We start from the raw sequence: 13349 nt of genomic DNA, 5'->3' as shown, positions 1-13349 counted from the left end.
GGGTGTCTATTCTTCGGTGTGATTCGTGTCTGTGGCCCGGAGTTGGGCTCGGGCTTGGGACTGCATGAAGTGTTCGACCTCGACCACCACGAACAGGGCAGTAGCGGTGGCTACGGAGCGGCCCTGCGCATCGTCCATCGTGGCCGTGAGATCCAGTTTGCGCCCATCACGAGACCGAACGGCAGCACGCAATACGTATGGAGTGCCGAGCAGAACCGGCGCTAGGTAGTCGAGCTCGAGACGCCGCGTCACGGCGAGCTCACCCACTGTGTAGAGCAAAAAGCCGAACAGATCGTCGAGAACGGTCGCCACCGCGCCGCCGTGTGCTATCCCGGGTGCCCCGACATGACGTTGATCGAACACATGGTGAGCCACCACGCCGTTCTCGTCACGCTGGACCGACAAGGCGTGGCCGTGCGGGTTCTCCGGCCCACAACCAAGACAGTCGGGGTGGTGGGGCGGTAGATCAGGCGACTCGGAAGTCGTGCTCCAGAACGAGCGCGCCCAGTTCTCGATAGCGGGGCCGGCCGACCCGCTGACCTCGTCCGGAATTCTTTTCATGGTCGGACCTCTCTGTCGTGAAACCGTGCCGAGTCTGTCGCGTCTTCGCGCGCTCGGCCTGCACCGCAGCGTCCGGTCGGGCGTTCGTCCGACCGGTCGGCGCACTCGCCCCCGCCATGATTACCACGAGCGGGAGTGTTCTCACTCAACGCACCGCTCGGCCCGATAGCGCACACGACGCGGCCGCCGAGCCGAAAACGGTGACCGCGAAACATCGACAGCTCCCGTCGGCGGCTGAATTGCTGTCGGCGTGAGGCAGGGATCAGGGTCTGTTGCCGAGCAACGACACGGCATCGATACAGCGTCCACCGAGAGGCGTCCGACTGTTCCGTCCGGCAACTCTTCGGTCGTTCGGTGCCTCCGCACGCCTGGGGCGATCCGACACGAGCGGCTGCAGCACAGTGCGATGCGCCGTTCACCGCGCGCCGTCGAACGACGATGGGCATCATCTCGTGATGGCGGACAGCGAGCGTGAAGCAGACTCCAGGGACTCCACCAGGATCAGCTCGAGTGCAGGCAGACCGGCAGCCGACACGGCCACCGCAGCTGCGCGTGTTCGTACATCGAGACCGCGTTGTGTTCCGGCGCGGGCAGTTTCGGTCCAGGCCTGGGCGCAGTGATCGGCGGCCGCCGCGAGGTCTGCGGTAGCGGGATCACCGGTCAGACGTGCAATCTCGGTACAGCCGTCGGCGAGAAGCCGACGAAAGAGCCCGCCTCCGGTTCCGGCCTTTTCGATGAAGATACCGAGACTGAACAGCAGCGTCTCGAGGTCATCGGGCGGAAGGTCGACCCAGCTCTTGACGTCGGTTGCCAGCTGGTCGACCGCGGCCAATCCTTCGGCACCGGCTGCTGGTACGTGGTCGGCTATTCCCGGTGTCGATGGGGCGCGCATGCTGGCGGCGGATCGGGCGAAGGCCGCGGCCGCGGCAGTCGACACGGGCGGCAGTGTCTGCGGCCATGCGATTCGGTACGTGCAGTGACGTGTCGGTTGCGGGAACGAGGTGGAAGATCGCGCCCGAGCGAGCGCGTCGAGCGGGATCTCCTGCACGTCGGCCCGATCGTTGTCGACGACCGAGGCAGTCCCCCCGATCTCGTCGTAGCCGATCACCACGATGTCGTGGCGACTCATCTGCAGTTTCACCCGTAAGTAGGGCAGCTCAGCGATATCGGCCCAGACCAGACTGGGTCGTCCCGCATCGATGTCGTCGCGAACCCATGACCATCCCTCACCGGGATCGTCGGTCGTGAGAACCTCGACTTGTCCGCCGAGCCTGCGCGGCAAGTCGATCTCGAAGTCGGCACCGCGGCCGACCAGGTACATCGGTGGGACCAGGTCGTCCGATCGCAGGTAGGACAAACCCAGATCACCACCCAGTGCGAACACCAACCCCTCGTCGGGTGGTCCGTCCCATCCCAGACCGTGCCACTGGAGAAGGTCTCGCATTGCACCTGACCCGCAGTGCCCTCCCATCCGGTGGGGATAGTTCTCGATCAGAGTCGTGGGGGTCACTGTGACTGCCTTTCGGGTGGTTGGTCGAGCGCGCGTGTCGGCACGCTCAGCTGTTCCGGATTCTGTCGAGATACGTTCGGCGAGCAGCCATGTCCACGTCCGCGAGGAACACCGAATCTGTGTTCAGGGCCGCACCCAGTCCGGTCGCCAGACGCCCAGGGACGAATTTCACCGCCGCGACCATTGCGCCTGCGAGACGGGTGACGCGGACGAAGGGGCGTGGATTCTCGATCAGATCTGCTGTCGCGCGGGCGATCTCCTCCGGCTCGGCGTTGCGTAATCCCTTTGCGCCGGCGGTTCCGGCGACGAGTTCGGTGTTGGTGAACGTCGGGCGGACTGTGGACAGTCGAACCCCTGACTTGCGGTACTCCAGTCGTGCGGCCTCTGTGAATCCGATGACTGCGAACTTGGTAGCGCAGTAGGTCGCCAAACCAGGTACCGCGAGCTCGCCGGCCAATGACGCAGTGTTGATGATGTGTCCGGTGCGGCGCGGCAGCATGCGCTGAAGAGCCAGTTTGGTCCCGAAGATGACACCCAGGACGTTGATCTCGACTTGCCGCCGGGTTACTGCATCGTCCTCTTCGTGGGCGTGGCCGGTAGGCATGATGCCCGCGTTGTTGATCAGGATGTCGAGGGGTCCGAGTTCACGTTCGACCAGGTCCAGAAACGTTGTGAACGAGTCAGGTTCGGTGACGTCGAGTCGGGTGACGACCTTCACCCCGAGTTCGGCGGCGGCCTCCTTCGCACGTGCCTCGTCGATGTCGCCGATGGCGACCCGGTGGCCTCGTCGAATCAACTCCTTCGCTGTCTGATAGCCGATGCCGCGAGCTCCACCTGTGATCGCCACCGTCCTGGCGGGGGTGTGAGGTGCGTTGTTCGTCATGCTGCGCTCCTTGCATAGATGAGAGACATCGGTAGACGCCTGTCGGCCCGCTCTCGCGGTAGCGGCTGCGCACACGGGAGAGGGATATGGGTATCGCACGTCGTCTCGTGCCCGGGGAGGCGTTCGGATCGGTCGTTCATCGCCCGCAGCCGCAACCCCAGCGGCAGAACGGGTCTCGTCTGTTCGGTGCAACTTCCGGTGTCGGCCTTACCACGGCCGCGGCGACGAGACAGTCATGTGGCACAGCTCTGCCAGCAGGTATCGGCTCACCCGATTCGAAGGTGTCCGAGGCGGTCCGAGTGTTCACGATCGCGATTGTTCGCGGAGAGAGCTCCGACCGATCGGCAGTCGGCCGCGATACGGGGTTCGGCGCGTATGTTCTCACCGCTTGTGTTCATCGAGACTCCCGCGGCGAGTTTCGATCCCCGGGAGTTTCGTCCGGCCGGGTGCGGCCGGTGAAAACATCATCGAGTGGGTGAGCGCCCGTGAAGATCGTGGGGCCGTAGGCGTGCCGAAGCACCGTCAAGATCGCGTTCAAGGGTAGGTCGTCGAAGACTCCTCGCTCGCGGACATACTCCATGTGCTGAGCTCCGTCTGCGGTGAAGGCATGCATGAGAGCATCGCGATCGCCGTCGAATTCCACTGGCGGCACGCCGAAACGAGCGCACAACTCGACATTGAATGCCGGCGTGGCCTTCAACCACCGGCCCTCGATGTAGAGGCGACTGTAGCCGTGGTAGACGAACAGGTCGGTGCCGCCCATCAGCGCGCGCAACGTCTCGGTCTGCAGGTGATTTCGGACGTCGGCGAAGCCGAGCAGTGCCGGGATACCCGCCGCCCGGCACACTGCGGTCAACAGCACCGCCTTCGGGACGCAGTAAGCGCGCCCGGTCTCGAGGACGAAGCTCGCTCGATAGTGGGCCGGATCATCCGACACGGTGTACGGGTCGTACCAGATCTGGTCGCGGACGGCGGCGAAGAGGCGTCTGGCCTTGTCACGGTCGCTGCTCGCATCTCCGATTGCCGCGGCGGTGAACGCCCGCACGGATTCGTGCTCGATGTCGAGGAAGTCCGTTGCTCCCAGGTACGCGTGTGGTGGCTGCGTAGTATGTGCTCCGGGCGGGCGGTCTGTCATGGTCATCGCTGATGTTCCCTTTTCTGAGCAAACCGGTTGCTGTTGTGTGCACAACGACCGAAGGATCGGTCAGTTGCGCGCGAGTCCGCCGAGCATCAGGTCTTCGCGTTGGACGGGGAGTCGCTGGGCGATCACCCGTTTGCTGTACATGAACTCGCGCGGGCGACCTATGCAGTCGGCGGCAATGAGCTCACCGGCCTGGAGATAGAAGCAACTGAAATCACTGTCGCGGGTGGGGTCACCGCTGAGAACCACTTCGTCGTATCCAGTGTTGAGGCCGGCGATCTGCAGCTTGAAGTGATACTGATCTGACCAGAACCACGGCAACGCTTCGATTTTTCTGGACTTCCCGCAGGCGGTCGAGGCAGCGACTTTGGCCTGCTCTCCTGCGCTCGAGACGGACTCCAACCGTAGTCGACGGCCGTAACGGGCCATGTCGTGGCTCGCGCAGTCCCCCGCCGCCATGATGTCGGGGTCGTTGGTCCGAGTGTGATCGTCGATCACGATGCCGTTGTCGATGACAAGACCCGCATCGGCGGCGAGGTCGGTGTTCGGCTCGACGCCGACACCGACGATGACCAGATCTGCGGGGATCGATTCCCCGCTGGCCAAACTGACTTCACGAACCTCACGGTCACCGGACAGGCCTTCGACCATCGCGTTCGTTCTGATGTCGACTCCCTGCTCGCGATGTATCCGCTCGAAGAACGTCGATACCTCGGGAGCAGTGACCCGCTCGAGCACACGCCCAGTTGCCTCGAGGACTGTGACCTGTACGCCCAGTGCGCGCAGTGATGCCGCTGTCTCGAGTCCGATGTAGCCGCCTCCGACGATCACCACCCGCCGGCCAGGGCCGGTGGCCATACGGATCCTCTCGACGTCCGCTGCGGTGCGCAGGTAGTAGACCCCGTGGAGATCGGCCCCGGGAACGGTGAGCCGACGAGGGCGGGCTCCCGTGCACAGCGCGAGCTTGTCGTAGGCCAGCTTCTCCCCGGTGTCGAGAACGACGTCGCCCTCCGACCGAACGATGGCCTCCACCTGCGCGTTCAGGAGCTGAATACCTTGCTTGGAGTAGAAGTCCGTGCTGCGAATGGCGATATCGTCGAGTACGCATTTGCCCGCCAGGTATGCCTTCGACAGCGGGGGGCGTTGATAGGGAGTGGCGGACTCGTTACCGATGAGGACGATCTCGCCTGTCCAACCTTCTTGGCGCAAACTAGCTGCCAGTTGTGCCCCAGCATGGCTTGCGCCGACGATGATCGCCCGTTGCGATGTCATGCGCTGGAAGTAGGCGTCAGGCGCACCATCATCTTGCTGATGCCCCGCACGAAATTCGACTGAACATACTCGGGGTCGCCGACGACCTCGATGTTCTCGAAGCGGGGAAGCAACTCCTCCCACAGAATCCGCAGCTGCATTTCGGCCAGCCGATTGCCCATACACCGGTGTACACCGAATCCGAACGCGATGTGATTGCGCGCATTGGCACGATCGATGATGAAATCATCAGGATTCTCGAAAATGCGTTCGTCGCGGTTACCCGAGGCGTACCACATCACCAATTTGTCACCCTTGCGGATGAATTGTCCGTTCAGAACGGTGTCGGCTTTGGCGATTCGGCGCATGTACGCCAAGGGTGTTTGCCATCGGATAATTTCCGAGTTCATGTTGGGGATCAAATCGGGATTGGCCTTCAATTTCTCGAACTGGTCGGGGAATTGGTTCAACGCAAGAACGCCACCGCTCATCGAGTTTCGCGTCGTGTCGTTCCCACCGACGATCAGCAGGACGAGGTTGCCCAGAAATTCCATCGGACGATCGATCAGATCCTTGGTGTCCTCGTTGCTCTGCAACATGGTGATCAGATCGAAACCGGACTCTTCCCCTGCAGACCTCCTGGCTGCTTTGTCATGCCAGAGAGCGCTGAGGCCACGGGCCATGTCACGCATGCCCTCGAACACCTCGTCGTTGTCCGAGGGCCCACCGTTGGCTTGCTCCATCGAGGTTGCCAAATCGGACCAGTAGACGAGTTTGCGGCGTTGTTCGTAGGGGAAATCCAAAAGAGTTGCGAGCATCCGAGCTGTCAACTCGATCGAGACATTCTGCACCCAGTCGAACGGCTCGTTCAAGGGGAGGTCGTCCAGCACCTCCCGTACCCGCGATCGGATCAGTCCCTCCATCTCCCGGAGGTTTTTCGGTGCGACAACCCCCTGGACGGCAGCGCGCTGCTTGTCGTGGCGTGGCGGGTCCATCGCGATGAACATCTCGATATCGAGAAACCGGGGCGGGACGCCGATGACGATGAACGGTTCGGCCGAGAACACAGCGTGGTTCTTGTCGACGGCCACGATATCGGCATGGCGCGTGACCGACCAGAACGGGCCGAACGGACTGTTGGGTTGGTAGTGAACCGGTGCCTCGTTCCGCACGCGCTCGAAGTACGACTGCCACCGCCCTTGTCTGTAAAGAAAGGGGTTACTGAGGTCGATGTCGGCGAGCTCGACATCCTCGACCGGTGGAATGGGACTTTCGACGAAGATCTTCTTGCCATTCGTGCCAGTCACCCACCGTCGGGTCTTGTCGTACAGATGAGCGCCCTGGATCTGCAGCCCTATAGGGATGGTCGACTGGACCTTGTCGGTGATCGACTCAGAAACTTTCATGCTGTCGTGCCTGCCTTTCGCACATCACAGTTGGAATTCAGGTGTTCGAACGATCAGGCCATCCCACGCTTCCGAGGCCACCATCTGGCACGACAACCGAGACGTGGGTTCACGCTCGGGGTTCATCGCCAGCATCTCTTCCTCGTCGGCGCCGGACAGACCCACCTCTCCTGACCACTGCGGGTCGACGATCACATGGCAGGTGCCACAGGCCGTTTCGCCCCCACAGTCTCCATCGATCCCCGGCACAGCATTGTCGGTTGCAATCTGCATCAGCGATCGACCTTCGACCAGAGCCGCCTCGTGCTTCTCACCATCGTGGGCGACGAAAGTTACAGCTGCCATGTCAACTCCTCGTTTTCCGGCGTGATTGACGAAAGTGTCGTCGCAAACGCGGGTGACGGCTATGTTCGGTGGAGTCATAAACTTGTGAATTCGGGTCAAAGGAATCACCGTGAAGCTGAGCGATGAGGGCGTGCCACCGCTTGCGTTCGTGCAGCTGCTCGAACGCCGCGCACTCGACCCTGACGCCGCCGCGCGCCTTCGCGCGATCATGCACCGCGAAGGAACCAGTGAAGCGACGCTCATTCAGCATGACGTCCAGGCGCCGATACGGTGGTTTCGGGAGGTCTATCCCGAACTCGATATCGCCCAGGCCACTCGACTCGGATTTGCGTTTGCCGAGCAGGCCCAGTTGACATCGTTCGGGCCCCTGAGTTCACCTTTGATCAGCGCTGGTTCGGTCGCCGAGATCGTCGATCTCCTGACATACCTGCCATTGATCTCCACGGCGTTGAAATCGCAGTTCCACACTGGCGACTACGGTCTGATCGTCGGGCTCACTGCGCACACAGGCGATTCCGCACTGGACTGCTTGGTCATCACCTACGGCGGGTCGGCGTTATTACGACTGCTGGACATGCTCGCCGGTGACATATCGCCGGTGACACTCCATCTGAGCTGGCCGGAGCCGACCGAGGTGAGCCACGACAAAGGTCCGGCGAATCGCCGGTTCTTCGACGCTCCGATTTCCTTCGTCCACGTACCCGAGGACACACTAAACAAGGCTTGTCGGTTCTCGGACCCTCTCGCATATCGTCTCGCTATCACTGATCTGCAGCGGACACTCGCCCATCGGAGTGGGTCCATGTCATCCGCCGAGAAGGTGAGGCAACTGTTGGAAAAGGACCTCGGACAGCGAACCAACCATGATGTTGCACAAGCATTGTCAATGTCCAGCAGCACGTTGAAACGGCGGCTTGCCGAAGAAGGAACCACCTATAGCAAGGTGCGCCAATCGCTGCTGTACGAACGCGCGATGCTACGGCTCCTTGATCGCTCGGTTTCGGTCAGCGAGATCGCTTCTGAACTCGGATACAGCGACCTCGCCAACTTCTCTCATGCCTTCAAACGCTGGACCGGGCGCTCTCCGAGAGATTTCCGAAACCCACGACTCTCGGACGACCCGGATTCGACGTAGACCACACAGACGGGGTCAGATCGATGCATCGTTCGTTCGCGGCCTGGTCGATCTTCATCTCGGAGATTTCGGAGACGTCACCGCCTCCCTGCCGTGAGAAGAAGAGTGTGTGCAGACCCGAGTACGAACCACTTGTCACTCGACGGTGTCGGCCGGTACGCGTGCGGTCTCCGATTCGAGAAAGTCGACGAGTGCTTCCAACAGGCTGTCCGCGCGGGTTTCGACATCGGCGAGGACGGAGTCCACGTCGTCGAGAAGACCGTGGGCGTGTCTACGCGCAAGCGTTCCGCGTTCGTAGTAGCCGGGGTCAAGTAGGACCCGCGGTACTGGATCCGGTGCCGCGATCTGCTCCGGATGTTGTGACCGCGCAGTGGACTGCAGGTGGGTGGATGCCCGTCCGTCCAGGTGCATTCGCACGATGCCCGCGACCGCACGGGCGGTCAGCGGGGTCGCAGCCAACGGGGTGTGGCCCCACCGGTCGATAGGAGTCGACAGCGGCTGTTTCCCGGCCGGGTCGAAATACCGGTCGTATCCGCCGAGCCCGGTGCCGTCCACGGCATCGAGAGCGTCGGCGAGCATTCGGGTGCTCGGATACTGGGTCTGATGGCCGAGTACCTCACACCAGCGCTGATACACCGTGCGCGGAGAAATGCCCGTCCCCGCCAGCGCGAGGGAAGTGACAGTGCGGACGCCGCGGCCTGTGTCGATACGAAGGGCGTCGATCCTCGGATCGGCGGTGACGTCGCAGTGCCGCAGGGCCGCGATCTGGGTGTACGGCAGACCGGTCGAAGCGAAGATCAGGACGAGGGCGTCTCGCCGCGCGAACTGTTCTGACGGCCAACCGGATTCGGGGAGGCGGGCGACGATACCGCCGATCACGGCTGCCAGCTCGTGCAGGCGCGCCGTACGCGCCACGTCCAGCGCAGCCCGAACGATCTCCGCACACCCCGGAGGAGGTAATAGATGCCGATGATGAGCGATGTCGATCACCGCGATCCGACGGCGTTGGGTCGTCGGCGCGGCGGGGTGCGCGTGGAGAAACCGAGCAAGCGACTCCGGAGAGGCCGCCAGTGAGGGTTCGCCATGGGCGGTGCACCAGTCCTCGAACAGGGACCACGTGTGCCGATCCCGCCTCGGTATCGACGTGTTCGTGATGTCCGCTGGTCGTATCGGACAAGGGCGGTCGTCGTGGTCAGCATCTGCCCCGGTCGTCCCGTCGCCGGTCACTGGCTCGGTCGGGTGCCTGGTCATAAGCCGAGCTCGGTGACGGCGTTGCCGATCAGTGGCGCATTCTCGTGAGCGTATGTTTCGACCATTGCGGGTGTGGTGTGCCCGGTTTGGCGCATGATCGCATGCGCGTCAGCTCCGTTGCGGAAGGCTTGCGTGACGAAGCCGGAACGGAGGGAATGCCCGCCGAGCTGAGCGACGGTGACGGGGTCGTATCCAGCTCGAGTAGCGCGGCGGCGGATCGCCGCGTGCACCGCGGCTCCGGACAGGGCTGTGTCGGAGAGGTTGCCGTTCTTGCGGACGGACCGAAACAGAGGGGACCGTTTCTCGACCACAGGAAGGGTGCCGCGACAGATATGGGAGTCGAATTCCACTGCGCGGGACAGTATTCGGATGACAGCAACTCTGCCGCCGGTGTCGAACGCTGCGACGATCTGCAGCCATCGCACCCACGCGCAGACCGGGCATGACTCGTGGCGGGCGGTGAACGGGAGTGCTTTCACGGTTCCGGTGCCGTCCTGGTCGGTCTTCGACTTCCGGATACGTACATGCGCACCATCGAGGCGGTCGCGGTGGACATCGCGGCATTCGAGCGCTACGAGTTCGCTGCGGCGGAATGCGCCGGTGTAGCCCATCAGCAATAGCGCGGTGTCGCGGCGTTCGAGGACCTCCGACGCCCAGCCCGCTGCAGTGCGTCGGGCGTGGTCGACGATCGTAGTGATGTCAGCGGTGAGGAGCGGGGCACGGGGTCTGCGGGGCCGCTCCCCCGCAGACGCGTAATCCCGCCGGATACCCGAGAGGGTGGCGCGGACCATCTCGTGCCCGCACGGGTTGTCGTGTCCAGTAGCGCGGTGGCGGTCCGCGACCGCCGCGATCCATTTGTCGAACGTCGACGGCGCATACGCCCGCGTCCCGTCGACGGTGAGCGTGTCGGCCGCGCCGACGAGGTACGCCGCCACCGTTGCGGGATGCGCCGGCAAAGCCTGGTGCCCGAGGACGATGCACCAGTTCTCGAATCGCCTCCACGCCGAGGCATAGGCACGGCGTGTTCCGGCCGAACGAGAAGCTGCGATCGACTGTTCTATCCGAGCAGCGACCTCGACCGGTAGGTCCGGGAACACTGCCACACCACTCACCGAGACGAGTGAATCCGCGTCCCCGACCTCACCGAGCTGCCGATCTGCCATGACAAGCACTGTAGCGAGCACCTCCGACAGACTTCTCAAGCCGAAAACACGCTGAGCAGGCCTTTTCGCGATGATGGTGCGGGAAGGAAAATTCTCGTCGGTCACCGCACAAATAACGTTGGTGACTATGACCCCGGCGCGAAAACGGGCTCCTCTGCTATCGCCGCGTGTGCGTCGCGTGTGAAGTGACACGCTGGTTGTCCAATTGACAGCCTTTCTGTCCAATCGTGACCAGGGCATGTCCACTCCTGAAGACCGCCCGCATGAAAGCTCCCCACGGCCGCGCTAGCTTCCTTGTCATCGCCGCAGGTCCAGACCCCCTCATCGCCAACACGAGGACGGGCTCCGGCTGGTCTTCACGTTGGACAACTTCACTGACAACACGCGCAGAGACCGAAGATTTTCGATCATTGGACAGGTTATTTGGCACCCGAGCAGGCATTCCCCCAGCAACGCGGTGGACAACTACCTGGTCCGATTGGACAACTTCGGTGTCACTTCACATCGCGGACGACCCCGCTCCATCGGGCGATAGTTATGTCGGCGGATGTTGCAGCGGGATCCCGTGGTCAAGGAACAGTTGCACCGTCTCATCCAGCTCCGCTGCAGTGCGGCACCCCATGCGCAGGAAGTTGTACAACGAACTGGCGGATGCGGGATCGACACGCGCCGCCGCGATGGCGGCCTCGGCCGCAGCGTGCGCGTCAGCCCACAGATCGCGCTCGGGTGCGGGATAAGACGAGCGCGTCGGAGCTGTCCCGGGATCGACCGGCTCATAGGGTCGTGGGCTCAGCAGAGATGCGTGCGCACCGCCGGCATCGATCTCACCGCTCTCGACCAACGCAATGGCGATCGCCGCGGCCTTGAGGACTTTCGCCTGCTCGTCCCAGTGCAGGTCCTCGAACGGAACCCACGCGGTCCGCAACGGGCGAGAACGACCGGCGGCCTTCCAGATCGCAACGAGCCTCGTCGCCCACCGTCCGGTGCGAACCAGTGGCGAGGACACTTCGTCGACGACGGTGCGCAGAAGCCGGAACCACACTGCGGCATGTACCCGGCCTGGGCCGAGTTCCACCCATCCCGTCGTCAGAGCCTCGGTGCTGCGCCGATCGAGGTCCGTGACCGCCGAGGGAACCGGAACGGGCGAGACCCGTTCGTCCGAACCGAACCGGACCTGATCCCAGAAGATTGCATGACCAGGGAAAACAGAGCAGGGTTCGAGTCGACAACGGTGGTCGAGGCAGCTGCTCAGCACCGGATATTGGTGCAGCAGAGTCATGTTGATATCAGCAGTGGATTCGAGGCTGTCGATACATGCCGGGCATGCCCGACTGCGCGGAGTGCTCGCCCACGGCAACCATGCTTCGCTCGTGGGTGTGCGGCGTCGTCGATCCTCCCTCGCGAGGTCGGCCGGTAGCAGGATCGAGAATTGGTGGACGTAGGTGTCGAAGTCGCAGTCGGCGGGGTCGGTGCTGTCGAGCAGCCACGGTGTCCACCCCGCCAACGTCATCATCCGCACCCTCTCTACCGGGACTGCGCCGCGACCGGCCAGCTCGGCAAGTATCGGCTCCGGTGTGTAGCGGTCGAGATCCTCGACAGCACAATCGATATCGATGCCGGCAAGCAAGTCAGAAGGCTTGATGTGCGGATACAGCTCGCATATCCGGGCCAACCAGGACGAGAGGGCCTCACCTGGCAGTGGCTGCGGATGCAGCGGCCACGGGCGAACGTACGCATCATCAGGCATCGCCGCGAGCCGTGCGTTCACGCGAGGTGGCGTTCGAACTGGCGGCGTCGCTCCGTGGGGCCGAGATACGGAGTGCGCGTGAGCACCGATGAGGTGATCGCTTCCTCTCCACTGTCGACGGCGGTCACTGCTGCGGCTGTGAGCAGCGTTGTCAGTTCACCGATGGTGCCCTCGCAGCGAGTGAGGAGGTAGTCGGTCATCTCCGGTGATGTCAGGTGCGAGGGTTTGCGGAGGGGGAAGCTCGTGGTGAAGCTGGCCAGCAGTGATCTGGTGTCGGCAGTGTTGGTCCAGACCGGCAAAGTCATGGGGTGGAATCGGTTCTCCAGCTGGGGATCGGTCCGGATGGCGAGGTAGGCGTCGCGGGTTCCGACAGCGACAAGAGGAATGCGTAGTTCGTTGCCCAGGAACCGCAGCACGTTCAAGAATTCGCGGCGGACGTTGTCGCGGCCGGCGAGAACATTGTGGAGCTCGTCGATGATCAACATCCGTACGCCGGTGGCGCGGAGAAGCATCAATGCTTGCTGTTCGAGTTCGTGGACCCGATTGCGTGGTCGGGTCGGTGTTCCCAACGCTGTGAGCAGTACGAGGTAGAACCGGCCGGGTGACGGGTCCGGGGGCATCTGCATGCACAACACCGGTATCTGCTCGCGGTCGGACAAGCTGATCGGCGGATGAGTGCGCCGAAACTTTTCGATGATCATCGACTTGCCGTTGTTCGTCGGACCGAGCAACAGTAAGTTCGGCATACGCTGTCGGTCCGGCCACGACAGCAACGACTCCAGATGGTCGATGACCGTACGGGCCTGCGGATACCCGATCCACCTCTCCGACCGGATCGACCGGATCCGCTCCGCGTCGTCGAGTGCGGTGAGCGGTCGAACCGACTCCCGCAGGTGCCCCAAATCCTCGATGGACGACTCGGTGGGTTCGTCGCTGCTTCCTGTCGATGCGGTCAT

At 63.1% G+C, this 13349-nt stretch carries 12 protein-coding genes; 1 reads left to right on the top strand and 11 read right to left on the bottom strand.

Annotated features, from left to right (window positions below; genetic code table 11):
- Window positions 1–6: 6 nt before the first annotated feature.
- The 7 genes from DK926_RS22700 to DK926_RS22665 form a co-directional block, all read right to left on the bottom strand.
- A complete protein-coding gene (locus DK926_RS22700) occupies window positions 7–561 on the bottom strand; it encodes a PaaI family thioesterase (protein WP_008720413.1) in 555 nt (184 codons plus the stop codon).
- A gap of 445 nt (window positions 562–1006) precedes the next feature.
- On the bottom strand, window positions 1007–2071 hold the full coding sequence (locus tag DK926_RS22690; RefSeq protein ID WP_037146824.1) for a BtrH N-terminal domain-containing protein: 1065 nt from the start codon (window positions 2069–2071) through the stop codon (window positions 1007–1009).
- A gap of 46 nt (window positions 2072–2117) precedes the next feature.
- Window positions 2118–2954 carry an SDR family oxidoreductase gene (locus DK926_RS22685; RefSeq protein ID WP_037146825.1) on the bottom strand — a complete coding sequence of 279 codons (837 nt, stop codon included), beginning with the start codon at window positions 2952–2954 and terminating at the stop codon, window positions 2118–2120.
- 394 nt (window positions 2955–3348) lie between these two features.
- A complete protein-coding gene (locus DK926_RS22680; RefSeq protein ID WP_037147416.1) occupies window positions 3349–4089 on the bottom strand; it encodes a transglutaminase domain-containing protein in 741 nt (246 codons plus the stop codon).
- Window positions 4090–4158: 69 nt separating this feature from the next.
- On the bottom strand, window positions 4159–5367 hold the full coding sequence (locus tag DK926_RS22675; RefSeq protein ID WP_037146826.1) for an FAD-dependent oxidoreductase: 1209 nt from the start codon (window positions 5365–5367) through the stop codon (window positions 4159–4161).
- Window positions 5364–6752, bottom strand: coding sequence for a cytochrome P450 (locus tag DK926_RS22670; protein WP_037146827.1), 1389 nt, complete (start codon window positions 6750–6752; stop codon window positions 5364–5366). Before DK926_RS22670 ends, DK926_RS22675 begins: the two co-directional genes overlap by 4 nt.
- A gap of 24 nt (window positions 6753–6776) precedes the next feature.
- Entirely contained in the window at window positions 6777–7097 is a 321-nt protein-coding gene (locus DK926_RS22665; RefSeq protein ID WP_037146828.1) for a 2Fe-2S iron-sulfur cluster-binding protein, read from the bottom strand.
- Between the two features lie 109 nt (window positions 7098–7206).
- On the opposite strand from DK926_RS22665, the gene DK926_RS22660 reads away from it, so the two are divergent.
- Window positions 7207–8232, top strand: coding sequence for an AraC family transcriptional regulator (locus DK926_RS22660; RefSeq protein ID WP_037146831.1), 1026 nt, complete (start codon window positions 7207–7209; stop codon window positions 8230–8232).
- A 135-nt stretch (window positions 8233–8367) separates the two neighbouring features.
- Here DK926_RS22660 and DK926_RS22655 read toward each other — a convergent pair whose 3' ends face one another.
- The 4 genes from DK926_RS22655 to DK926_RS22640 form a co-directional block, all read right to left on the bottom strand.
- The gene (locus DK926_RS22655; RefSeq protein WP_243636976.1) at window positions 8368–9222 is read right to left on the bottom strand and encodes a recombinase; all 855 of its coding nucleotides are present in this window, start codon (window positions 9220–9222) and stop codon (window positions 8368–8370) included.
- Between the two features lie 257 nt (window positions 9223–9479).
- Window positions 9480–10646: a site-specific integrase gene (locus DK926_RS22650; RefSeq protein ID WP_037146834.1), complete on the bottom strand. Its 1167-nt coding sequence runs from the start codon at window positions 10644–10646 to the stop codon at window positions 9480–9482.
- A 535-nt stretch (window positions 10647–11181) separates the two neighbouring features.
- Entirely contained in the window at window positions 11182–12393 is a 1212-nt protein-coding gene (locus tag DK926_RS22645; protein WP_114332315.1) for a TniQ family protein, read from the bottom strand.
- Window positions 12394–12410: 17 nt separating this feature from the next.
- Window positions 12411–13349: a TniB family NTP-binding protein gene (locus DK926_RS22640; RefSeq protein ID WP_114332300.1), complete on the bottom strand. Its 939-nt coding sequence runs from the start codon at window positions 13347–13349 to the stop codon at window positions 12411–12413.

The organism is Rhodococcus sp. Eu-32 (genome assembly GCF_003336925.1).
GTDB classification, from domain to species: Bacteria; Actinomycetota; Actinomycetes; order Mycobacteriales; family Mycobacteriaceae; genus Rhodococcoides; species Rhodococcoides kyotonensis_B.
This window is presented reverse-complemented; position numbering and strand designations above follow the sequence as displayed.

What these genes read in the sequence shown, in the direction of transcription:
- DK926_RS22700 (WP_008720413.1), bottom strand. Translation starts at nt 561, where the DNA reads ATGAAAAGAATTCCGGACGAGGTCAGCGGGTCGGCCGGCCCCGCTATC.
- DK926_RS22685 (WP_037146825.1), bottom strand. Translation starts at nt 2,954, where the DNA reads ATGACGAACAACGCACCTCACACCCCCGCCAGGACGGTGGCGATCACA.
- DK926_RS22680 (WP_037147416.1), bottom strand. Translation starts at nt 4,089, where the DNA reads ATGACAGACCGCCCGCCCGGAGCACATACTACGCAGCCACCACACGCG.
- DK926_RS22675 (WP_037146826.1), bottom strand. Translation starts at nt 5,367, where the DNA reads ATGACATCGCAACGGGCGATCATCGTCGGCGCAAGCCATGCTGGGGCA.
- DK926_RS22670 (WP_037146827.1), bottom strand. Translation starts at nt 6,752, where the DNA reads ATGAAAGTTTCTGAGTCGATCACCGACAAGGTCCAGTCGACCATCCCT.
- DK926_RS22665 (WP_037146828.1), bottom strand. Translation starts at nt 7,097, where the DNA reads ATGGCAGCTGTAACTTTCGTCGCCCACGATGGTGAGAAGCACGAGGCG.
- DK926_RS22650 (WP_037146834.1), bottom strand. Translation starts at nt 10,646, where the DNA reads ATGGCAGATCGGCAGCTCGGTGAGGTCGGGGACGCGGATTCACTCGTC.
- DK926_RS22645 (WP_114332315.1), bottom strand. Translation starts at nt 12,393, where the DNA reads ATGCCTGATGATGCGTACGTTCGCCCGTGGCCGCTGCATCCGCAGCCA.
- DK926_RS22640 (WP_114332300.1), bottom strand. Translation starts at nt 13,349, where the DNA reads ATGACCGCATCGACAGGAAGCAGCGACGAACCCACCGAGTCGTCCATC.